The following is a 22,331-nucleotide window of genomic DNA, read 5'->3' on the forward strand; positions in this document are numbered from 1 at the left end:
CATGGAATTTCGCAGAAAAACCAAAACATTAAAAGGTGTTCCTCTTGGGATGTATACCGTATTGGCCCTTTTGGTTATCAGTTTGTTTTGGGCAAACTCAAGTTTTGTCAACCTTGAACAACTCGAAGATTCTTCATTAAAAAAAGATAGTTTAGATATTGTACCTCAAACTGTTGAAGAACCCGAAGTCGACAGCCTTTCCAAACCCGAAATCTATATTCCAGAAGTTGCTGTAAAACCTTTGGAAGACAGCCTTACAACAGCACCTGCAGTAAAAGAGGAAATACCTCAAGAAAAAATAAACGAAAAAACTGCCGACAAAAAGAAAGACGATTTAAAACCTAAAAAAGAAGAAGAAACCAAGAAAACCTCCGAACCGAAGAAGACAAAAATCGGCACGGAAAGAAAATTGACAGCTTTTATCCCAGGCACAATGGGAAAACCAGGAAAACTTCCAAGTAGCAATTGCAAAACCAAAGGCGAACTGGTTATGTTCATCACCATTGACGAAACAGGCAAGGTTATTTCTGCCGGACGCAGCAAAGGCATTTCGGATCCATGTAACATTACGGCAGCGGTTATTTGGCTTAAAAAATATGTGAAAGCCAATAAAAAACCAAACGAAACCTCGACCGGAACCTACACCATTAAGTTTTAAATTTTTATTAAACTTTTTAATCTTGAACGATTAAAGAACTCTGACACTTAATTTTGCATTATAATTTTTTTATTATGCCTTTCAAATCACCTACAGAATTTACAGAAAGCAATTATAAAGAAGCCATTGACTGGCTTTTTGCACAAGTGCCTAACTATCAACACGACGGTGAATCTGCCTACAAGCCAGGTTTGCAAAATATCACAAAACTGTGTGCGTACTTTGGAAATCCACACAACAGCCTAAAATGCATACACATCGGCGGCACCAACGGAAAAGGCTCTACCAGCAATATGTTGGCATCTATCTTACAAGAAGCTGGATACAAAATAGGGCTTTACAATTCGCCACATTTGGTACACTTTACAGAACGAATAAAAGTCAATGGAGCGCAATGCGACAAAGCCTTTGTCTATGACATGATTCTTAAATTACAAGACTTGCCAGAAGACATCCAACCTTCTTTCTTTGAGTTTACCACGGTGATGGCTTTTGAATATTTTAAAAGACAACAGGTCGATTACGCCGTTATAGAAGTTGGACTCGGTGGACGATTGGACGCCACTAATATTATTTCGCCTTTAGTTACCGCTATTACCAATGTACAGCTCGATCATCAAAATATTTTAGGAAATACAATAGAGGAAATTTCTTATGAAAAAGCAGGCATTATTAAATCCAGCATTCCAATAATTTCGGGTGACGATAATCTTGTTGTAAAAAGTATTATTAAAGAAAAAGCATCAGAAATTGACGCAAGCTTTCTCGATGCTACCCAAATAGATGCAAACTACTCATCTGACCTTGAAGGGCTTTATCAAAATAAAAACAAAAAAGTCGTTATCGGAATCATCCATGAATTACAAAAAATAGGATTAAACATTTCCGAAAACAATATAAAAGATGGATTCCTAAATGTGCATAAAAACACAGGATTCATAGGACGTTGGTTTATCTTTTCCAAAGAGCCTTTGACGATTTGCGATACAGGGCATAATCAAGCTGGATTGGAAAACGTTTTTCAACAGCTTAATTCTTACAATCAAAAAAAACATATTGTTTTAGGTTTTGTAAATGATAAAAAGATTGATGATGTCACAAAAATTCTTCCAGAAAATGCAAGCTATTATTTTGTAAAACCAAGCATCAGCAGGGGCCGACACCCAGAAGAATATCAAAATCTACTCGAAGAAGCTAAAATTTCTTATAAAATTTTCGAAACCGTCCAAGAAGGCTATCTCGCTGCAAAACAAGAAGCTACAGATGACGAAATTATTTTTATTGGTGGAAGCAACTTTGTAGTTGGAGAATTTTTAGAAAAAAATTTGGAGACTAAAGAATAAGTTGTATATTTGCACCACTCAAAACGAGAAAATAAATCTCGAAAAGAGGGTTCTTAGCTCAGTTGGTTCAGAGCATCTCGTTTACACCGAGAGGGTCGGGGGTTCGAATCCCTCAGGACCCACACAAAAGGAACGAAACCTTTCAAAAAAATTCGGGTTCTTAGCTCAGTTGGTTCAGAGCATCTCGTTTACACCGAGAGGGTCGGGGGTTCGAATCCCTCAGGACCCACACAAAATCCCAAGTTGAAAGATTTGGGATTTTTTATTTCTATACACTTCCCTATTTATAAGCTTTTACAGAAATTCTAATTTTAGGAACGAAATTTTTAAAACCTCAATTTTTGAAATTAGAGGCATACTTTTAGGTGGCCTAATTTTATTCTAGGTGGCCTTTCTATATTTTAATACAAAATCACTTTGTATAACTTCTGAAATTTAATTCAAAATTTCTTCACAAAATCCTCTTCTAGGTGTCCCATCAGGTGTCCCACAAAAACCTAGGTGTCCCATTCCAAAACCCCATTAATACTAGAAAAATGAAAACCTTATTTTACATCCGAAAATCAAAAATGAATGTGAGTAACCTATGTCCTTTGACATGTAGAATCACCTTAGACAACCAAAGAAAAGAGTTCTCAACTGGTATATTTATTAATCCAGATTATTGGAATGCTGCTAAACAAAAAGCTTATCCTCCTAACAAAGGAAATAACCAAATCAATACACAACTAAGCCTGATTAAACAAGAAATTAATCAGGCTTTTTTATTGCTACAAGTTCAAGGAAAACAATATGATGTAAATGACATCTACAGCCTTTACAAAGGTGAAAACATTAAAGAAGAAAAATCCTTAATGGAAATGTTTAAGCTTCATATTGCAAAACAAGAAAAACTAATAGGAATTTCAACTTCTGCAGTTTCCCTAGCTAAGTTTAATCAAACACAAACACATGTAAAATCCTTTATCAAATACAAGTACAATAGAGCAGATTTCCTACTAAAGGATTTAACCATGGCTTTTATAACAGAATTTGAGTTCTATTTAAAAGCTGAAAAGTTGTTTATGCAAAATACAATACATAAAACCATCCAAAGATTGAAGCATGTTGTTAGACTAGCAGTTGGTTTAGATTATTTGGCAAAAGATCCTTTCATGTTATTCAAAAACAAGAAACCAAAGAAACAAGTTATATTCCTAACTAAAGAAGAGCTAGAAGCACTAGAGAAGCACAAATTTGCATCTCAAAGGCTTCAACAGGTTGCAGATATGTTTGTGTTTTGTAGTTATACAGGATTAGCATATTCAGAAATGGTTAACTTAAAAGAAGAAGATATCTACATTGGTTATGATGGTAATAAGTGGCTACATATCTACAGGCAAAAGACTAAAAGAAATTATGACATTCCTCTATTATCCAAAGCAGGATCTATTATTAATAAATACAAAACAGATAAACAGCTATTACCAATAATTAGTAATCAAAGATTCAATTCTTATTTAAAGGAAATAGCTGAAATTGTAGGTATCAATAAGACCTTAACTCATCACACAGGAAGAAAAACTTTTGCTTCTACTATCCTACTCTATAATGATGTACCCATGGAAATTGTATCAGAACTGCTAGGGCATTCTGATATTGGTATCACACAAGAACATTATGCTAAAGTTGTTAAAGAAAAGGTTGGTGAACAAATGAGCAAACTAAATTCCATCCTGTAAATACTGCATTTTAACTGCTTTGTATTATTTTTACAAAGCAGTTATATAAATTATGGAGTTACCTACAAGATTATTCAATGACTATCCCATTGAATTCAAAAAAATTAAAAGTAAAAACATTAGTGGATTTGAAAAGCCAAAATTTGGAAAAACTAAAAACCCCAATGGTTTTAATGTAAAGAAAAGTACTTTTGAAACAGGTACAAGTAAATACATTAATGAAGACCTACAACCCTTAATAGATCTAAAGAAAAAAAACACTACAGTTATAAATGCCCCTGTAGGAAATGGTAAATCTTATGCTATAATTCAAACTATTAAAAGATTCTATGAATCTAAAGAACAAGATTATCTTATAGTTGTAGCTACTCCATTTGTAAGTTTAGTTGAGCAATACGTAACTGACATCCATGATGATGGTAAAATACCTACTGAACAGATTTACAATTATAGCAACTTAGGAAGAAATGAAGTTTCATATCTAAATAAAAAGATCCAAGTTGTTACAATCAATACTCTACTTGGAAATGCTGGAGAAGACAGCTACAAAAACTCTAGGGTGAAAAGAGAATATTTAGATTCTTTAATTGACGATTGTGAAAAAAAGGGGAGAAAGGTTGTATTTATATATGATGAAATTCATGATTCAATACAAAACTTCAAGGAGGAGTATGTATTTAATTTATGGAAATGGAAAAATGTTATTCACAAAAACTTTATTATCAGTGCAACTTTTACAGAATCTTCTTACATAGTAATAGAATATCTAGCAGAGTTGACTGATAAACAAGTACACATTATTGAATTTCCTAGGATAAAAAGAAGAGAAAATCAGAGCAAATTATTTATTCACTATAGTTCATCTTATAGATTTACCAATGATACTCCAGAAATACAAAGCTTAACAGCAGAATTACTAAAAAAGGGGAAGAACATTGATATTCTCTGCTATTCCAAAACTTTAGCTAAATCTCTTATTTCTGATAAAAATATTGGAGGAAAGCTTGAAAAGAAATTTGGTAAGATAAATGATTGCACCTCAGAAAACATAAGCAATCAAAGACTGATAAATGAAGCGCCACAAAATAGGTTTGATAATGCAAAATGCAACATAGGAACCAACTTTAAATCTGGTGTAAGTATCACAAAAGAAAACCATGCTTATATCATTATCTTACCTCCTAGGAGCACACAAGGAAAATTCAAAAATCACTATGGAATTTTTTCTAGTGGTATTACTTCTATTATACAAGCTATTGCAAGACAAAGAAAGTTTGGAGAAATACACATTATTTCTCCTAGACCAAAAGAGTTTGATTATAAGACTCTAAAAGATATGAGTCCAAAGCAGGAAGAAACATTTATTGAATTTTACAATAAGGTGAAACATCATGACTCTAATCTAAAAGAAGAAGATAAAGTCAAATATTTTGATCTTAGAAAACAAAGAACACTGATTGAATCTTTTTATGTAAATGAACTTCATGGCAATGTAGTTAATGGTATTACTTTAAGTAAAGCTACTGAAAGAGCAGATTTAGCAAGATTAGATTTCCCACCATATAAAAACTTTCAACTTAATGAAGGAGAAAAATATCTTGCTTCAACATATGATTTTTTTGGAAGTGACCTATCTGCATATGTGACTTATTGTGCAATAACAGATCAATTTGTAAACTGTCACCTTGAAGGCTTTACTTATAAAAGTACTCTATTTTTTGAAGAAGGAAAGATTCAGAAACAACTAAACAAATACTATGAAGAGTATTTTACAGATGCATTTAAGCCTTGGTACTTTACTGATATGAATTTCTACATGAATTTTGAAAACTTTAGAAATAGACTTTTTAGTGAGTTTGAAATAAAGCTAAAGAAAAAAGATACTCATGATTTTGAGACTGTAACAAAAGGTAAAAACTCATTATTTGAACAACAGCTTATTAGGTTTGGTGCATTCAAGAGCTATGGAACAGATTATTATTATACAGCTGATTATGCAAATAGAAATAAAGATAGAGAATACACTAGAGGACAATACTTTAGAGATTGTATAGCTATTGCAAGTACTTTTGAAGCAAATCCCCTTATAAATTATCCAGAAGAATTCCTAGAAAGAATAAATATTTTTAAAGACCTAAGTTACTTTAGAGATAAGATGATTGCTAAAATAGCACAACATACAAAAGGTCAAAATACATATTCTTACTTGCCATGTAAACCATTTACAAACTTTATTGATAGATCGGAAATATCTAAATTTGAAAATATTATAGATTACTTTACCAGAAAAGATCAGTTATTATCAAATGGAATCAATACAATTTCAACTAGGCTAACTGGATCATTTGAAAAAAAGGTCAACTCCTTCTATAAAATACTAATAGAGGACTTTTTTACATATGAAATCCGTAATACTACTCCAAGAATTACAATTGGAACAACACCTAACAATCAGGTGTTCCCTAATATTGAAGCAATCAACCTCTCTACAACCAAGAATATTGCAAATCTAATTTTTTCTGCGGAGATAGCAGAATTAGAATATGATAATCACCCTGAAAGAGACTACTACTTTACTCTATTAGAATCTTATAATTTAGAATAAAAACTGCACAAAATTTATGAGTATATATAATAAAATAAATTTTGTGCAGTTTTTTTTTAAAAAAAAATATAAAAAAAGGTCACCTAACAACTAAAAACCCTTTCATATTTTAATGAAAGGGTTTTAATTTTATTCTGAAATACTTTTAATAGCTCTTTGAATCTAGAGTACTGATCAAACATTTCTCTAAACAAATAGGGGGTTCTTTTTAATCTCCCCCATCTTAAAAATCTATGATTTAACAACGCACGAATTCAGAGGAGGACAACTCTGTTGTAAGTTTTTGTTCCAAAACTTTTGGTACACAAAGTTACAAAATTTCCAGCACAATATCAAGTGTTTAACCATATACATAGCACTTTGTAGCTAATAGCCAAAATGAGTTTTTTCTATAATTATTTTTAAATTTTTTAACTATGCAATTAAGACAATCTGAAAGAAAGCAAGCCAGAATCAAAATGGCTTTACAAGGATCTGCAGGATCTGGAAAAACCTACTCCTCTTTAATCCTAGCAAAAGGAATGACAAATGGTGACTTTTCAAAAGTTGCTATTATAGACACTGAAAATGGAAGTGCTGATTTGTATGCACATTTAGGAACTTACAATGTTCTTTCTTTAAAACCACTTTTCACACCTCAGCAATATGTTGATGCAATCAATATTTGTGAAGAAGCTGGCATGGAAGTAATTATTCTTGATAGTATCTCGCATTGTTGGGACTACTTACTGGATTACCATAGTTCTCTAGCAGGAAACAGCTTTACCAATTGGGCTAAAATTAAACCTTTGGAGAAGCTCTTCATTGACAAAATCCTACAATGCAAAGCACATGTTATAGCAACAATGCGAACTAAACAGGATTATGTCCTAAATCAAAAAGATGGCAAGTTTGTGCCTGAGAAAGTGGGTTTAAAATCAGTACAAAGAGATGGGTTAGATTATGAATTTACTCTTGTCTTTGATATTGATATTAAACATTTTGCTGCAGCAAGCAAAGATAGAACAGGTTTATTTATGGGAAAACCTGAATTTAAAATTACTGAAAAAATTGGTGAAGAAATTTTAAAATGGTGTAATTCAGGAACTATATCTGATAAATCTACTCCATTAACTAACCCCAATTACTTTAGATCAGAAAAGGCTAGCAAAATTCCTAGAATAGAGCCTATGGAGGTTTTTAACACAGTTAAACAAGAGAGCTATATTCCAAATCAAAACTTAGGAAATACTTCCGAAGAAGAGGTATATGATGCTATGCAGAAATGTTGCAGTGTTCAAGAATTATATGCTCTTTATAAAGCTTTTCCTCAATTTCAAGGAAGTCTAAGACTAGATTTCGAAGCAAAAAAATCACTACTTATCAACCAAAATAATCTTTCAAGAAATGGAAACAACAGAATTCAGTAACACAATTAACAATAATCATCTAAAGCCACTGCGAGATGCATTTCTAGAAAACATAAATGAAGACACTCTATACTTAGATAAAATTCAAGAAAAGCCTGCTATAGAAAAGAATGTACAGGCTTTTTTTATGCATGAAAATGAAAATAAACTAAAAGATGCTTCTGAACATAAACCCTTTATTGTAGCTAACACAATAAGAGCTGAACTAGAACATCTAAGGAATGATTGCATTATTCCTGTATTTAGTAAGGACAATGAAAAAACTATAGCACATCAGGAGTTTATTGATGTTGTTTTAGAAGCTACAAAAAAGTCCTTTTCTAGACATGTCATATCACAACCTGAAATCAGGGTATCACACCAAATCAAAGGTAGAACTCCTGATGCAATACATCTAAATGCAAAAGATCTTCTAGAAAATCAAAAGACTATTTATTATGAAAGAATGGCTTTTATAATTCAGATTCCAAGCATTAGAGACACTATCAATGGAAATGAGCTATCCTTAACCTTAGGAGGTGTAAGGAGTTATAATCTAGAGAACCTTTACAATAAAAAGTCCATGGAAAAGTTTAAGTTTTTTATTGGATTTCAGAATAAGGTATGTATGAATATGTGTATTTCAACAGATGGTTTTCTAGCTGATTTGAAAGCTACTAGCACACAAGATCTCTATTCTAAAATTCTAGAAACCATTACCAATTATAATGCAGAGTTGCACCTAATGGAAATGAAAGAACTAACCCAAGATTATCTCTCAGAGCATCAATTTGCACAATTAATTGGTAGGAGTAGATTGTATCAGCATCTTCCTAAAAAAGAAAAATTGGAGATACCTCAGCTTAATTTTAATGATAGTCATATTAATACCATGGCAAAGGATTATTATGAAGACCAAAACTTCTCAAGATTAGAGGATGGTAGGATCAACTTATGGAATGTATTTAACCTTTTTACCCAAGCTAATAAATCCTCTTATATAGATACTTTCCTAGATAGGAATTTGAATGCCTTTGAAATAACCAAAGGACTTCAAAAAACTCTCAATGGTGATAGTAATTATCATTGGTTTTTGAGTTAGTTTTTCCACCCTGCATTTGTGGGGTGGATTTTTTAATGTTTTATTAATAATTCAGAAAAAATGTTAAATTTACCTAAATATCAAAACTATGAAAAAAGCACTATTGGCACTTTTATTAAGTGCCTCTCTACTTACTAATGCACAAAGAAATAATGATGCAGCTATTGCAGGTGCATTTGTTGCTGCAACAGCACTAACCTTTCTTACAGCCAATCTGCAAAAGAAGGAAATGGCTAAACAAATTTCTCAGTTTAGATCTAAAGAATATATTATTAACAAAATCATTGGAGATGCTGGAGAACGAGAAATAAAATTTGAAACAGAAAGTTTAGCTTCTGATGACAGTGGAGGACTTATTTCAGTTGCATTCAATTGTGATGAAGTTAATGAAAGAGGCTTACTTCTAGCATTTTTTGGAGAAAACAGAGACCCATATGGAAACCTTGGCAATGCTTATGCTTTTAGATATTTACCTTTAGCAGAGGCTCAAAGTGTATTGGAAAGACTTGAAAAAGTTCGTGAATCTAATAATAAATATCTCTCAGAATCTTCTAATGTTAACAATGTATATGTTCAACATAAAGATTTAAAATTTGTATTCTATAGAGATATGGGAAATCAAATTAGAGTTTTTTGGAATGGTTTTGAAGTAATCTGGGAACAAACAGCTTTTGATAGAACCAAAAGAAGATTAAATAAATGGTTTAACAAGTAGAGAATATCGCAATATGAAAAAAATTTTATTATTTAGTTTACTTTTTCTTTCATTCTATAACTTATTCGCACAAAACGTTCTTAAATTTAATGCTTATTCAATAAGTTTTTTTGATAAAAATACTAGTAAATGGGAAGAAGAGATAGAGCCAGTAAATATGCTTGTATCGTTGAATTTTGATGATGGAAAAATAAAAATCTACTCTAAAGAAACACAAATATTTGATATTATTGAAATTTATAAAGAGGAAAAGATCCAGCGAGGTATTAAATTCAGATTTTATTGTGAAGATAAAAGTGGTAAAAATTGCTATGTGGACCTTGTTTCTTATGATGATGGAGAAAAACAGCTATATGTAAGATACATTGACTTAATGTATTATTATAGCCTTGAGTTTTCTCAATAAGTTTTATCCCATATTTATAAAAACTATCTTTGCTCCTCAAAAACTCACATGTTCACACAAGACCTACAAGCTAAAATAGACCAAGTTTGGTTAGCATTTCATAGTGGAGGATTATCTAATCCTCTTTCTGTTATAGAGCAGATTACTTTCTTATTATTTATCAAGCAGTTAGATGAATTACAAAACAGGATAGACCAAGAAGCTATTATTACTGGAGAAGTAGTAAACCCTATTTATTCTGAGTTTGATAAAAACCTAAGATGGAGTCATTTTAAAAACCTTTCTCCAGAAGAAATGTACAAACTCTTCCAAAAAGAAGGAGGTGTATTTGATTTTATGAAATCCTATGGAGGTAGAAGTTCTTCCTTTAGCAAGTTCATGAAAAATGCCAACTTTATTATTCCTACAGCTAGATTATTAGCTCAAGTTGTAGAAATGTTGGATAAGATAGACATGCAAGATAAAGACACTAAAGGTGATGTTTATGAATACATGTTGAGTAAAATTGCTACTTCTGGAAGTAATGGACAGTTCAGAACACCTAGACACATTATTAAAATGATGGTGGATATGATGCAGCCTACTTTGGAAGATGTAATATGTGATCCTTCAGCAGGAAGTTGTGGCTTTTTGGTAGGTGGAGCAGAATATGTACAAACCCATTACAAACAAGAACTTCTAAAACCTAGTGTACAAGAACATTATCTAAATGATATGTTTATTGGAATGGAGTTTGACCCTACCATGATAAGAATTGGAGCTATGAATCTTATTCTGCATGGTATAGAAAACCCACAATTAAAAGATGTAGATTCTTTATCCCAAGCCAACTCAGATTTTGAGGAAAAAGCAAGTTTAATCTTGGCTAATCCTCCTTTTAAAGGAAGTTTAGATAAAGATGCAGTTGATGAAAAGGTTATAGCCTTAGTAGATTCTAAAAAGACAGAATTATTATTTTTAGGATTAATGCTAAAAGGTCTAAAACTAGGTGGTAGATGTGCTGTTATTATACCAGATGGAGTATTATTTGGCTCTACAGGAGCCCATAAAAAGATTAGAAAAGAATTAGTAGAAAACCAAACTCTAGAAGCTGTAATCTCTATGCCTAGTGGAGTTTTTAGACCTTATGCAGGAGTATCTACTGCTGTACTTATCTTTACTAAAACCAATGCAGGTGGTACAGATAAGGTTTGGTTTTATGATATGAAAGCAGATGGTTTTAGTTTAGATGATAAAAGAACTCCTACCAAAGAAAATGATATACCAGATGCTGTTACAAGATTCTTAAATAGAGCTAATGAAGTAGATAGAGCTAGAACAGAACAAAGTTTTGTAGTACCTAAACAAGAAATAGCAGATAATGACTATGACCTTAGCATTAATAAATACAAGGAAGTAGAATATGAACAAAAGGTATATGCTACACCAGTAGATATTATTGCAAATATTCAGAAATTGGATGAAGAGAGAAAAACATTACTAGATCATCTAAAATTAATTTTGCTATGATTATTGATGTTGTAAAACTTGGTAAAGTTGCAAATATTTCATCTGGAAAAAATGCTCCAAAAGATGATTTATTTAATCATTCTGAAGGTCTCCCTTTTATTAGAGCATCACACTTAAATCAATTGTTGCAAGAAAAATGTGACTATAACAACTTCCCTAAAGTAAATAAAGAAGAATCACAAAAATTAAAGCTTTTAATTGCACCAAAAAACTCAATTCTATTTGCAAAAAGTGGCATGAGTGCCACAATGAATAGAATAGTGAAACTAAAACAAGATTGCTATTTTGTAAATCATTTGGCATGTGTCACACCAAAAAGTGACAATTTAAACTCTAATTTTCTAAAGCATTATTTGTTTTACTATAATCCAACTAATCTAATACAAGGAGAGGCATATCCTAGTATTAATTTAAGTGCAATTTCTGATTTACAAATCCCACTCCCTCCTTTAGAAATCCAAAAAGCTATTGCAGAAAAGCTAGATAAAGCTGATGCATTAAGAAAAAAAGACCAAGAACTTTTAACTCAATATGATGAACTAGCTCAAGCCATCTTTATAGATATGTTTGGAGATCCTGTGAAAAATGAAAAGGGCTGGAAACTTGTCAATTTTGAAAAAATAATGCAACTCAAAAGAGGATATGATTTACCTACTCAAGACAGAAATCCTGAAGGTAAAATTCATGTATTTGGCTCTAATGGTGTATTAGACTTACATGATAAAAGCAAAACTACAAAACCATGTTTAATAACAGGAAGATCTGGAACAATAGGAAAAGTTCATAGAAGTGAAACTAATTGTTGGCCTTTAAACACAACACTATATAGTTTTGAAATATATAATAACAATTTAATTTTCTTAGAATACTTACTCAAAAACTTTAAAATAGAAAGATTTGCTCATGGAGCTGGTGTTCCTACATTAGATAGAAAAATTGTACACAAAGAAAAATTACCCTTGATAAATCTTGATTTCCAAAACCAATTTGCAGAGAAAATAAAAAATATAGAAGCTCAAAAAACTCTAGTAAAACAACAAGCAGAAGAGTCTGAGAATTTATTTCAAGCTTTATTGCAAGAAAGTTTTAACTTTAACTAATCACTAAATCACAAATATTATGTCTGAAAAATTACTACAAGCTATATTAGATGAACTAAAATCTATAAATGAATCTGTTACAGAAGTGCAAATAAACTCAATGAACATAGATCATAAATTAAATATGCTTATTGAATATGTCGATGAAAGTAATATGGACAGTATTTTTGATGGTGTTAAAAGTCTGAGAAATGATGTTTCAGAATTAGAAAAAAATATCACTCCTAAAATCCCTAATTTGGGTAATTTAGAATACATCCTAGAAAAAGCTGATTTGGGACTAATTTCTAAAACTCTAAATCAAATAGAGAAAAACACTAGATAAATTCCTATTTTTATAAAAAGTAATATTAGTGAGTAATTTCTACAATTATCCAACTCAATTTGAACCTATTATTAGTTCTGCTAAACTAGCAGAGCAATTTTTGTATGATAATTTAGAAGTTACAGGCTTATACCTTAGAAAAACTTTAGAACAATGGGTACATTTCATCTATGAAAATGAACCTAGTCTAAGACTTCCTTATGATACTAGTATTAACTCTTTAATGAAAGATAATGCTTTTCAAGAAATCCTAGACAATCCTACTTTGCTCAATATGATGCATGCTATTAGGCAACTAGGTAATAAAGCTGTACATAATACTGGTAGGACCAAAATTACAGAGTCTCAAGCTGTACATAGTCTTAATCTACTCCATAATATTAGTTACTACCTAATGTCACTTTACAATAGTGAACATGTGGTAAAACCTAAGTTTGAGGAAAGTCTAATTCCTATTTCTCAAACTCAACAAAATAAAAAGCAAGAAGAGCTTATTAATAAACTTCAAGCAGAGCTTCAACAAAAAGCTGAACTAGAAAAGCAACTTTTAGAAGTTCAAAAAGAAAGAGAAGCTCATAGAATAGAAACTCAAAAAGTTATTCTTCCACCTGTAGATCCTAATGAAGCTAAAACTAGAGAGCTACTCATAGATTATATGCTAGAAGAAGCAGGATGGGATTTATCTCAACCCAATGTAAAGGAATTTAAGGTTAAAGGAATGCCTAACAACCAAGAAGAAGGCTTTGCAGATTATGTACTTTGGGGTAATGATGGTAAACCTCTAGCTGTAGTAGAAGCTAAAAGAACTTCTAGAGATCATAACTCTGGAAGACATCAAGCTGAACTGTATGCTAAATGTCTAGAAAAAGAGTTTGGACAACTACCCAATGTCTTTTTAACCAATGGCTATGAAATTTCTTTTTATGATTGGAATTATCCTATAAGACCTGTAAATGGGTATTATACCAAAGATGAATTAAGCTTAAATATCCAAAGAAGAACTTCTAGACATCATCTTAATGACATCACTATAGATGAAGATATCACAAACAGATATTATCAAATAGAAGCATTAAAAGCTGTTGCAGAAAGATTTGAAGCTAGACATAGAGGAGCCTTACTGGTTATGGCAACAGGTACAGGTAAAACTAGAACTTCTGCATCATTAATAGATGTATTATCTAAGGCTAACTGGGCTAAAAGAATCCTTTTCTTAGCAGATAGAACTGCATTAGTTAATCAAGCTAAAAACAACTTAAATGATTACTTACCTAATCTCCCATCTGTAAACCTAGTTAATGAGAAAGAAGATATAGGAAGTAGAATAGTTTTTTCAACCTATCAAACCCTCATTAATATTATAGATAATGAGAAAACTGATAACTTAAAAACTTATGGAGTTGGACATTTTGATGTCATTATTTTTGATGAAATCCATAGGTCTGTTTATAATAAATACAAAGCTATCTTTAATTACTTTGATGGTTTAAAAATAGGTCTTACTGCTACTCCTGTAGATTTTGCAGATAAAAATACTTATGAGTTATTTGGACTTACTACAGGTAACCCAACCTACAATTATGACTTAACTAAAGCTGTAGATGATGGATATTTAGTACCTTATAAATCCTATTCTGTACAAACTAAGTTTCAAAGAGAAGGCATTAAATATGCAGATTTAACAGAGGAAGAAAAGTTAGAATATGAAGAGAAGTTTGGAGATCCTATTACAGGAGATTTTCCAGATGAAATAGAATCTACTGCATTAGACCAATGGATATATAATACCAATACAGCAGATGCCATACTAGAATATCTCATGGAAAATGGGATAAAGGTAGATAATGGAAGTAAGCTAGGAAAGACCATCATTTTTGCAAAGAAACATGAACATGCAGAATTCTTGAGAAAAAGGTTTAATGCCAATTACCCAGAATATCAAGACAACTTCTTAAAGGTAATAGATTATCAAACTGAATATAGACATGACTTATTAAGTGATTTTAAAATAAAACATAAAAGTCCACAAATAGCTTGTTCTGTAGATATGTTAGATACAGGTATAGATGTACCAGAGGTAGTAAATCTTGTATTCTTGAAGCCTGTAAAAAGTAGAGTTAAATTCTGGCAAATGATAGGTAGAGGTACTAGATTATGCCATAATTTATTTGGACATGAAGAGCATAAAGAAGATTTCTTAATACTAGATTTTTGTCAAAACTTTGAATTCTTTTTAGAAAATCCTAAAGGAGCTGATGCACCCAAACAAAAGTCTTTAGCAGAAAAACTCTTTACATTCAGATTAAAACTAAGTCAGATTCTTGTAGAACAAAAAGATGAAGAATCTTTAGAACTAGGACAAAAAATCACCAATTATTTACACCACCAAGTAACTAGTTTATACAATGAAAAGAAAACTAGTTTTATAGTTAGACCACATCTTAAATACATTGAGAAATACCTAGATAGAACTCAGTGGAATTCTATTTCTACAGTAGAATATCAAGATATTTTAGAACATATTGCTCATTTAGTCTTTGAGAAAGATACAGATAATTCTGCTCTATCATTTGACTTGATGATGTATGATTTTATGCTAGCCAATCTCAATGGAGAGAAAAAGCAAGTTTCTTTAATCAGTAGAATGATTAATATTTCTAATAAGCTAAAAAAACAATCTAATATTCCACAAGTAAACTCTAAAATAAGCACTATTAAAGCTATTTCAGATGAATCTTACTGGAAAGATATTAATCCATCACAACTAGAACATTTAAGAGTTGAATTAAGGGATTTAATTAAATTCTTGAGTGAAGAAAGTAAAGGTATTATTTATACTAGCCTTACAGATAATATTACTTCTGTAGCAGAATCTCCAGAAATTTATGAAAGTAGAAGTTTTGACAAAGAAGCTTACAAAGTAAAACTAGAGCAATTTGTTAAGGAAAACCAATATGACCTAATCATAGATAAGATTAGAAAAAATATTAAGATAACACCTGCAGATTTAGAGTACATAGAAAAGTTCTTATTTGAACAAGGTTCTTTAGGCTCAAAAGAGGTTTTCAAAGAAGTGTATGGAGATAAACCTTTAGGAGAATTTATTAGGTCTGTGGTAGGTTTAGATAAGGTAGAAGCTAAAAATTCCTTTTCTAAATTAGTAAACTTTGCAAGTCTTAATTCCCACCAAATTCAGTTCATGGATTTAATTATAGACTACTTCTCTGTAAATGGTGTAATGGATGTAAAACAACTTTTTAACCCACCTTTCTCAGATATATATGCAGGAGGTATCATAAAACTCTTCGATACAGATATAGCTGTAAAAATAGCTAATACAGTAAAGGAAATTAATGCAAATTGTGTGGCTTAGAATCTCAGAATTCTAAGAAGTGTAGAAAAAAAATTTATAAAATTTTTTTTCTGTTTGCTCATTACTCACGCAGACTCCCCTATATTAACCACCCCCACCTATTCTTGACATCAGGGATTCCCCCTGTCCTTTTGCTACAACAAAAATATTTTCAGGCAAGATTATCTTTTCTAGATTCTCAAACCTGAATTTCATGATTGTTTGTAGTAAAAGACCATTACCTAACTCAAAAACTTTAAAACAATGGTAAGAATTATCAACTACAAAACAAGACAAAAAGAAGATGGAACAGAATTTTATGTTCTAGAAGTTCAAGGTGGTATAGAAATGATTAAGTCCAAAACCTCAGGACAGTATTATGCTACTGCTAAAAAAGCTTTAGTTCCAACTACCTTTGATGAAGCTACATGCAAAGGACTTATTGGCACTGAGTTTCCAGGCTCTATTACCAAGATTACAACTGAGCCTTATCAATACTCTATTAAAGAAACAGGTGAGGTTATTTCTCTAGAGCACAGATACATCTATCTTCCAGAAGATGTTGAAACTGATGAAGCTAAACTTGCAAAGAGTTTAGAACAAGCCTTTAACTAATTTTAACTGCACATCCATAACAAAAATATGGATGTGCTTTATTTTTTATACAATGAAAGTATCAGAAATACAAATAAATTACTATCCTAGCATTCTTGACAATGCTAAAATAACAAATAGCGAATCAGCTGTTACCCTTATTAAAAACCATTGGAATCTAGGCACTTTAGAGCTATATGAAGAGGTTAAAATCATGTTGTTAAATCAGGGAAATTATGTTCTAGGAATACATCATCTTTCTAAAGGTGGCATTACAGGAAGTATTGTTGATACTAGATTAATACTATCAATTGCTTTAAAAACATTAGCAACAGGAATAATCCTAGTTCACAATCATCCTAGTGGTAATACAAATCCTAGTAAAGCAGACAAAGACATTACAACAAAACTTAAATCTTGCTGTGACATGATGAATATTCAATTATTAGATCATCTTATTGTAACTAAAGAATCTTACTTTAGTTTTGCAGATGAAGGATTGCTTTAATTTTTTAAAAATACTCAGACTCGCACGTATCAAATGATGAGTATAAAACTGCATAATAATCTGAATTGAAAAAGTTGTAGATATTATTAATATAGCTTTTTTATAACATCTTTATTTCATAAAATTACAATAGTTCTATTTTAAATACTTTTTACCAGAAAAAACTGAGGTATTATTGTTGAGAAAGATACAGAGTTAAGTAATTCATTATCTTTGAAAGAAAACAATAATGAACAGCTTTATAAATCTAATACGTGAAAATGGATTTGAAATTGAATTTGTAAAACCAAATTTGACAGAGTTTACTAGCAATTTTGCTCTTCAAGATAAAATGATTCTTTTCTTTGATCTAGAAAATGACTACCCATTAAGAAACTTCTTGGATTATTGCTATAAAGAAGATGTAGAAGCTTATTCAAAAGAAGGTTTGCAATATATTTTACTACATAGAAAAAATCTAAGTCTAGAGTCAAAAAATGTTATTGATTACTTTTTACCTCAAATAAAATCTATTAGCAACTTTAGTTCAGAATTTTTAAAACTTACGAGCACATTAAACGAATATAACCTAGGAGATGGTTATGAAGATTTTAGTAATACATACCATTCTCTTTATAAGGAGATACTTTACCACAATGGGTATAGTGGAGATATTAAATCAGGTTTTGTTTTCAAAAAAAACCACAAAGTTTATGTAGTAGGATTTAGCTATGATAATTTTTTTCAAAACCCCAAAACTCCACTAGAGCTAATTGCAGATTTTATTGGCAAAGAAGATCAAGTTCTTAATTCAAGACATAATGTTGATCCAAAGCAAAATATTTATTCTGAACTGGATGATGAAACTAAAGAACAGGTTAAAGCTTTTGAGTTACAATTAGAAGATTTGAAAAACAGTGGAAAATTATTGCTAGTACTTCCAATCCTAAAAAAAATGATGGAAAAAAAGGTCAATAATCTTGACCTTAATTTAGTTAGCAGCATTTTTATAGATTTTGAATACAGAATCACTCTTCCATATTTCAATAATTTAGAAGTTAAAATGAGCAATCTAACTAAAGCTGTCTATATCTTGTTTTACGAAAATCCAGATGGTATCAATCTAAATAATTTGCATAATTATAAAGAACAACTTAGAAAGATATATTTTGATATTTGTTTATTTGATGATGTAGACAAAATGAATCAAAGTATCACAGATTTAGTTGATATTCGAACAAAAGCTATCTACACGCATATTTCTAGAATAAAATCTGCCTTTCAGAAAGTCATGGATTATGATATTGCCCAGAACTACATTATCAAAAGTGATTATCATGGAGGAAGTCTGAAGTATATTCCAATATTAAGAACAGTAGATGATTCTGATTATGACCTAGATGCTTTACAAGCTTTAATGTAAAAATAGTCCTTGCAAATTTGCAACTTTTAATAATGTTAAGTTCCTAATCATAAATTTGCAGTATTAAATCAACATACAATGAAAAAAGCATTTTTATTTTTAGGATTATTGACAGGCACATGTTTTACATTTAGTCAAAGTATAAAGCTTCAAAATGGCTATTATAAACCTAGCACAGGAACCTATGTAGCACCACATTATAAAACAGAAAGCAATAATACCAATGTTGACAATTTTTCAACAAAAGGAAATACAAATTACTTAACTGGCAAAACAGGAACAGTAGCAAAAGATTATTCTACTCAAGCACTAAATTATGGTAATGGTCAAACTATACAAACAGGAACTCGTGGTGGACAATATTACATAAATAGCAATGGTAACAAAACCTATGTACCTAAAAGATAATTAAATTTTCAATAATTCATTTAAAGAAACTTCTAGAGCCTCAGAAATTCTAAACAAGGTAAATACAGTAGGATTAGTTCTACCAGATTCGATACGAGAAATATTAGTAGGATCAATTTCTCCATTCATTCTGCCAACAAGTTCAACCTGAGAGATTCCTTTAGATTCTCTTAGTTCTTTGATTCTTTTACCTACAAGTTTAAGAATTTCAGCTTTATCCAACTTGACTTATTTGACAAGTCAAAGTTGTTGATTATATTTGCTTAACTAAATGCCATATATGGCAATAATATTTTATTCATTTTATGGTTTCCCGTAATTTAGAATCAAACTAGCTTCATAAATTTGCCTACTAATAGCAATACAAGTCAATCAATAAACTTTAGTTCAGAAGAACAAAAATATCTTAACTACATCTCAACATGAAAAAAAACATGAAAAAAATTATAATCATTGGAATTACTCTCTGCAGTCTCAGTGTATTTTCTCAAAAAAGCAAACAAAAAACAAAACAGAATACAAAAAAGACATTTGCTCAAAATAGCAATAATTTAACAGAAGCTGAATTACAAGTATTGCAATTCAGGAAAGATAATCCAGAATTTTATAAAAATCATAAAGAAGGACTATCTGAATCATTAGTTAGATCTAACATTGACTACTCTAATCTAAATGGCAAAAATTGTTCTGAAATTGCTGAAAAAGAAAATTGGAGTAAGTGGACATTACCATCTAATGCAGATGCTAGATGTTCTAAATACTTAAAAATGAAAAAAATAAAAAAAATCGCAATTTATCCATTAAATTAACAATATTATGATTTGGATCGCAATTTTAATCATTGGATTGATAATTTACTTTTCAATGAGTAACAAAGAGAAAACTAATAATAAAATAAATCCGATACATCCTGTTGAGAAGTTGGTGTTAGTTCCATGTGATCAAGTTATCAAAACATTAGATGAGCAAACGAAAATAAACTATTTTGCAGCACTTCTAGATAACACATCAAAACAAAGAACATATAAAATTCCATATAAGCAAGACAAGGAATTAATGGAGTTAGTTAAACATTTTTATCAAGGCATCTACTATATTGCTATTTCAAAAATAGAAGACGATGCTGTAAGAAAAAAATATGGTTCTGATAAAGATTTAAACTTTGTTAATGTTGATGACTTTATGAAAATGGCTTCTCAACTAGTAAATGACAAAAGGTCACTTCCTGAAATTAGAATAAGTATAGAAGATTGGCTAATTAAACTTTATAGTCAAGCAATAAAAAGCTCTAACAGTCAAAATTACTCTACGAATACTAAAGCTAATATAAGCTTAAATTTGATATATAAAGATTTAATAGCTCATATCATGAAAAGAAATCCTCTTTACAAATTACGTGAGCTAAATTTAAATGAAGTAGAAATCACAAACACAGGTATGTCATTCAGTTTAAGAAAGATTAATGATGTTTTAAAAATTACTTGGTACTGGGATTCATTTTCATCTGGAAAAAACCACGTAGTAGAATGGCAGTTCCACGAATCAGAAAATCAAGATTTAATGTACCAAAAAATCAGTAATGATATGACCATTCAAAATTTAATAGATGAGGGTATGACAAAAATACAAGCAATCGAATGGGTAAAAATCATTAACACAACAGATGAAGAGGAATCAGAAAAATTGGTTGAAATATTTTCAAAAAAACACCCATCACTATGGGCAAAAATAACATCATAACAAATTTATTAATTTTAAAACTATGGAAAAAAAGAGCTCAACTTGGACAACAATCTTTTGGGTTGTTACAATCTTATGTATTTTACAATATGTATTTATGACAATTCCTAGAATTTCTTCAAATCCGAACAATGCTAATGGAGCTTATATATTAGGAAGCCTTCTACCTAATGCTCTAATAATATTTATTTTTTGGCTAATTAAAAGAAAAGCAGAAAAATAAAAATATGGAAATAGTCATTGGTTTATTAGTAGTTATTCTTTTTTTAGTTTATAATTTCACAAAAGATATGAAAGAAAAGAATGTAGAACTTAATCAAACAGGAGGTATTAGTAAAAAATATTCAGAGCTAATAGCAAGTTTTGATAATTTTGACAATACTCAACCTCCAAAAGTATTAGTTAATGACACTAATTTTTATCAAATGGGCTGGGCAGGTCCAACTACATTAGCATCAGTCAGTATTTTCGAAGTTTTAGGTAATGTTAACATTGAGTTTGAACTTCAATATAACAAGCAAGGTTTGGAAAGGATGGGTGTAGATATCTCAAGCCTTAAACCTCTTCATAAAAAAGAAAAATGGAGTTACAATAGTAATTCTGATCAATTTGACATATTCATGTCTGTAGCAAAGAAAATCGAAAACTTGTGTAATTTATAATAATGTCAGTAGAATTATTAACAGAAGTGGAAATTTCATATTTCCAAAACCTTCACAAAAAATATAAGATTACTCAAATTTCTGTAGAGCAAGATGGAGTAACATTCAAGGATGAAGAACTTCAGGCTTTTATGGATCCAAATGACTCTCCAGAAATGGGCTTAGAAAAATTTTTGGAGCTAAATAAAGTGACAAGTCAAATTTATCAGCGCATTAGCTTCAATTATTTAGTGAAAATAAATAACAATTTGATAAACCTTGAATTCTACTAAATGGATAAAATAGAATTCATTTACTACAGAAATTTTAAAAGCAAACAATATTTCATAAATTTCTAAAATAAAAACAATTTAACCACTTTTCAAAAAAGTGGTTTTTTATATTCATATCCTATAAATAACCTTAATAAATTTATTCAAATTGGCACATAATATAATACCCTCACAAAACTGGACCAATATTTAAGTTGAAAAACATTAACTTTAAACAAGTCTAGAATTATGAAAACAGGGAGACGCAAATTCGATTCTGCATTTAAGGCAAAAGTAGCCCTTGAAGCATTAAAAGAGAGAGAAACTCTACAACAATTAGCTCTAAAATATGAGTTACATCCCAATCAAATCTCACAGTGGAAGCAGGAGTTTATAGAAAAATCTGCTCAGGTTTTTGAAAGTAAAGTTCTTAAAGAAAGTAGTGATGAGAGTGTTTCGGAGCTTTATCAAAAAATTGGCAAGCTAGAGATGGAGAAAGAATTTCTAAAAAAAAACTTGAAACGCTTCGGACTATGATAGAT

22 protein-coding genes and 2 tRNA genes are annotated in these 22,331 nt (G+C 30.5%); 23 read left to right on the forward strand and 1 reads right to left on the reverse strand.

Annotation, left to right across the window (positions count from 1 at the left end):
- Position 1 precedes the first annotated feature (1 nt).
- The 18 genes from G6R40_RS09545 (at position 2) to G6R40_RS09630 (ending at position 19,136) form a co-directional block, all read left to right on the forward strand.
- On the forward strand, positions 2 to 658 hold the full coding sequence (locus tag G6R40_RS09545) for a hypothetical protein (RefSeq protein ID WP_165134561.1): 657 nt from the start codon (positions 2 to 4) through the stop codon (positions 656 to 658).
- A 74-nt stretch (positions 659 to 732) separates the two neighbouring features.
- A complete protein-coding gene (locus G6R40_RS09550) occupies positions 733 to 2,001 on the forward strand; it encodes a bifunctional folylpolyglutamate synthase/dihydrofolate synthase (RefSeq protein WP_165134564.1) in 1,269 nt (422 codons plus the stop codon).
- A 47-nt stretch (positions 2,002 to 2,048) separates the two neighbouring features.
- Positions 2,049 to 2,123 (forward strand) — tRNA-Val (locus G6R40_RS09555).
- Between the two features lie 32 nt (positions 2,124 to 2,155).
- A tRNA-Val gene (locus G6R40_RS09560) sits at positions 2,156 to 2,230 on the forward strand.
- A gap of 241 nt (positions 2,231 to 2,471) precedes the next feature.
- Positions 2,472 to 3,722 (forward strand): site-specific integrase, encoded by a 1,251-nt coding sequence (locus G6R40_RS09565; protein ID WP_317164499.1) that lies wholly within the window; start codon positions 2,472 to 2,474, stop codon positions 3,720 to 3,722.
- Between the two features lie 52 nt (positions 3,723 to 3,774).
- Positions 3,775 to 6,327 (forward strand): DEAD/DEAH box helicase family protein, encoded by a 2,553-nt coding sequence (locus G6R40_RS09570; protein ID WP_165134567.1) that lies wholly within the window; start codon positions 3,775 to 3,777, stop codon positions 6,325 to 6,327.
- A gap of 416 nt (positions 6,328 to 6,743) precedes the next feature.
- Positions 6,744 to 7,736: an AAA family ATPase gene (locus G6R40_RS09575; protein WP_228455835.1), complete on the forward strand. Its 993-nt coding sequence runs from the start codon at positions 6,744 to 6,746 to the stop codon at positions 7,734 to 7,736.
- The gene (locus G6R40_RS09580) at positions 7,714 to 8,817 is read left to right on the forward strand and encodes a DUF3871 family protein (RefSeq protein WP_165134570.1); all 1,104 of its coding nucleotides are present in this window, start codon (positions 7,714 to 7,716) and stop codon (positions 8,815 to 8,817) included. The genes G6R40_RS09575 and G6R40_RS09580 overlap by 23 nt, the downstream gene beginning before the upstream one ends.
- 88 nt (positions 8,818 to 8,905) lie before the next feature.
- Entirely contained in the window at positions 8,906 to 9,532 is a 627-nt protein-coding gene (locus G6R40_RS09585; protein ID WP_165134573.1) for a hypothetical protein, read from the forward strand.
- Positions 9,533 to 9,545: 13 nt separating this feature from the next.
- A complete protein-coding gene (locus G6R40_RS09590) occupies positions 9,546 to 9,938 on the forward strand; it encodes a hypothetical protein (protein WP_165134576.1) in 393 nt (130 codons plus the stop codon).
- A gap of 48 nt (positions 9,939 to 9,986) precedes the next feature.
- Positions 9,987 to 11,447, forward strand: a complete 1,461-nt coding sequence (locus G6R40_RS09595; RefSeq protein ID WP_165134579.1) for a class I SAM-dependent DNA methyltransferase — start codon at positions 9,987 to 9,989, stop codon at positions 11,445 to 11,447.
- The gene (locus G6R40_RS09600) at positions 11,444 to 12,547 is read left to right on the forward strand and encodes a restriction endonuclease subunit S (RefSeq protein WP_165134582.1); all 1,104 of its coding nucleotides are present in this window, start codon (positions 11,444 to 11,446) and stop codon (positions 12,545 to 12,547) included. Before G6R40_RS09595 ends, G6R40_RS09600 begins: the two co-directional genes overlap by 4 nt.
- Before the next feature lie 19 nt (positions 12,548 to 12,566).
- Positions 12,567 to 12,872, forward strand: a complete 306-nt coding sequence (locus G6R40_RS09605; protein ID WP_165134585.1) for a hypothetical protein — start codon at positions 12,567 to 12,569, stop codon at positions 12,870 to 12,872.
- Positions 12,873 to 12,900: 28 nt separating this feature from the next.
- Positions 12,901 to 16,245 carry a DEAD/DEAH box helicase family protein gene (locus tag G6R40_RS09610; protein WP_165134588.1) on the forward strand — a complete coding sequence of 1,115 codons (3,345 nt, stop codon included), beginning with the start codon at positions 12,901 to 12,903 and terminating at the stop codon, positions 16,243 to 16,245.
- 243 nt (positions 16,246 to 16,488) lie between these two features.
- Positions 16,489 to 16,839 carry a hypothetical protein gene (locus G6R40_RS09615; protein WP_165134591.1) on the forward strand — a complete coding sequence of 117 codons (351 nt, stop codon included), beginning with the start codon at positions 16,489 to 16,491 and terminating at the stop codon, positions 16,837 to 16,839.
- A 52-nt stretch (positions 16,840 to 16,891) separates the two neighbouring features.
- A complete protein-coding gene (locus G6R40_RS09620) occupies positions 16,892 to 17,326 on the forward strand; it encodes a RadC family protein (RefSeq protein ID WP_165134594.1) in 435 nt (144 codons plus the stop codon).
- 229 nt (positions 17,327 to 17,555) lie between these two features.
- Positions 17,556 to 18,728 (forward strand): hypothetical protein, encoded by a 1,173-nt coding sequence (locus G6R40_RS09625; protein ID WP_165134597.1) that lies wholly within the window; start codon positions 17,556 to 17,558, stop codon positions 18,726 to 18,728.
- A 78-nt stretch (positions 18,729 to 18,806) separates the two neighbouring features.
- Positions 18,807 to 19,136 (forward strand): hypothetical protein, encoded by a 330-nt coding sequence (locus G6R40_RS09630; RefSeq protein WP_165134600.1) that lies wholly within the window; start codon positions 18,807 to 18,809, stop codon positions 19,134 to 19,136.
- On the opposite strand, the gene G6R40_RS09635 is transcribed toward G6R40_RS09630, so the two are convergent.
- Positions 19,137 to 19,358 (reverse strand): helix-turn-helix domain-containing protein, encoded by a 222-nt coding sequence (locus G6R40_RS09635; RefSeq protein ID WP_165134603.1) that lies wholly within the window; start codon positions 19,356 to 19,358, stop codon positions 19,137 to 19,139.
- Positions 19,359 to 19,570: 212 nt separating this feature from the next.
- On the opposite strand from G6R40_RS09635, the gene G6R40_RS09640 reads away from it, so the two are divergent.
- From G6R40_RS09640 to G6R40_RS09660, 5 genes are all read left to right on the forward strand, one after another.
- Positions 19,571 to 19,945 carry a hypothetical protein gene (locus tag G6R40_RS09640; protein WP_165134606.1) on the forward strand — a complete coding sequence of 125 codons (375 nt, stop codon included), beginning with the start codon at positions 19,571 to 19,573 and terminating at the stop codon, positions 19,943 to 19,945.
- 55 nt (positions 19,946 to 20,000) lie between these two features.
- Complete coding sequence (locus tag G6R40_RS09645) at positions 20,001 to 20,876, forward strand: hypothetical protein (RefSeq protein ID WP_165134609.1); 876 nt, start codon at positions 20,001 to 20,003, stop codon at positions 20,874 to 20,876.
- 227 nt (positions 20,877 to 21,103) lie between these two features.
- Positions 21,104 to 21,538 carry a hypothetical protein gene (locus G6R40_RS09650; protein WP_165134612.1) on the forward strand — a complete coding sequence of 145 codons (435 nt, stop codon included), beginning with the start codon at positions 21,104 to 21,106 and terminating at the stop codon, positions 21,536 to 21,538.
- A gap of 2 nt (positions 21,539 to 21,540) precedes the next feature.
- On the forward strand, positions 21,541 to 21,810 hold the full coding sequence (locus G6R40_RS09655; RefSeq protein ID WP_165134615.1) for a hypothetical protein: 270 nt from the start codon (positions 21,541 to 21,543) through the stop codon (positions 21,808 to 21,810).
- 228 nt (positions 21,811 to 22,038) lie between these two features.
- Positions 22,039 to 22,326 carry a transposase gene (locus tag G6R40_RS09660; RefSeq protein ID WP_165133128.1) on the forward strand — a complete coding sequence of 96 codons (288 nt, stop codon included), beginning with the start codon at positions 22,039 to 22,041 and terminating at the stop codon, positions 22,324 to 22,326.
- Positions 22,327 to 22,331: the final 5 nt, after the last annotated feature.

This window comes from Chryseobacterium sp. POL2 (genome assembly GCF_011058315.1).
Classification (GTDB): Bacteria; Bacteroidota; Bacteroidia; order Flavobacteriales; family Weeksellaceae; genus Soonwooa.

Bases quoted from the DNA above. Each gene is read 5' to 3' on its own strand.
- G6R40_RS09545 (WP_165134561.1), top strand. From the start codon at position 2: ATGGAATTTCGCAGAAAAACCAAAACATTAAAAGGTGTTCCTCTTGGG.
- G6R40_RS09550 (WP_165134564.1), top strand. From the start codon at position 733: ATGCCTTTCAAATCACCTACAGAATTTACAGAAAGCAATTATAAAGAA.
- G6R40_RS09570 (WP_165134567.1), top strand. From the start codon at position 3,775: ATGGAGTTACCTACAAGATTATTCAATGACTATCCCATTGAATTCAAA.
- G6R40_RS09575 (WP_228455835.1), top strand. From the start codon at position 6,744: ATGCAATTAAGACAATCTGAAAGAAAGCAAGCCAGAATCAAAATGGCT.
- G6R40_RS09580 (WP_165134570.1), top strand. From the start codon at position 7,714: ATGGAAACAACAGAATTCAGTAACACAATTAACAATAATCATCTAAAG.
- G6R40_RS09585 (WP_165134573.1), top strand. From the start codon at position 8,906: ATGAAAAAAGCACTATTGGCACTTTTATTAAGTGCCTCTCTACTTACT.
- G6R40_RS09590 (WP_165134576.1), top strand. From the start codon at position 9,546: ATGAAAAAAATTTTATTATTTAGTTTACTTTTTCTTTCATTCTATAAC.
- G6R40_RS09595 (WP_165134579.1), top strand. From the start codon at position 9,987: ATGTTCACACAAGACCTACAAGCTAAAATAGACCAAGTTTGGTTAGCA.
- G6R40_RS09600 (WP_165134582.1), top strand. From the start codon at position 11,444: ATGATTATTGATGTTGTAAAACTTGGTAAAGTTGCAAATATTTCATCT.
- G6R40_RS09605 (WP_165134585.1), top strand. From the start codon at position 12,567: ATGTCTGAAAAATTACTACAAGCTATATTAGATGAACTAAAATCTATA.
- G6R40_RS09615 (WP_165134591.1), top strand. From the start codon at position 16,489: ATGGTAAGAATTATCAACTACAAAACAAGACAAAAAGAAGATGGAACA.
- G6R40_RS09620 (WP_165134594.1), top strand. From the start codon at position 16,892: ATGAAAGTATCAGAAATACAAATAAATTACTATCCTAGCATTCTTGAC.
- G6R40_RS09625 (WP_165134597.1), top strand. From the start codon at position 17,556: ATGAACAGCTTTATAAATCTAATACGTGAAAATGGATTTGAAATTGAA.
- G6R40_RS09630 (WP_165134600.1), top strand. From the start codon at position 18,807: ATGAAAAAAGCATTTTTATTTTTAGGATTATTGACAGGCACATGTTTT.
- G6R40_RS09640 (WP_165134606.1), top strand. From the start codon at position 19,571: ATGAAAAAAATTATAATCATTGGAATTACTCTCTGCAGTCTCAGTGTA.
- G6R40_RS09645 (WP_165134609.1), top strand. From the start codon at position 20,001: ATGAGTAACAAAGAGAAAACTAATAATAAAATAAATCCGATACATCCT.
- G6R40_RS09650 (WP_165134612.1), top strand. From the start codon at position 21,104: ATGGAAATAGTCATTGGTTTATTAGTAGTTATTCTTTTTTTAGTTTAT.
- G6R40_RS09655 (WP_165134615.1), top strand. From the start codon at position 21,541: ATGTCAGTAGAATTATTAACAGAAGTGGAAATTTCATATTTCCAAAAC.
- G6R40_RS09660 (WP_165133128.1), top strand. From the start codon at position 22,039: ATGAAAACAGGGAGACGCAAATTCGATTCTGCATTTAAGGCAAAAGTA.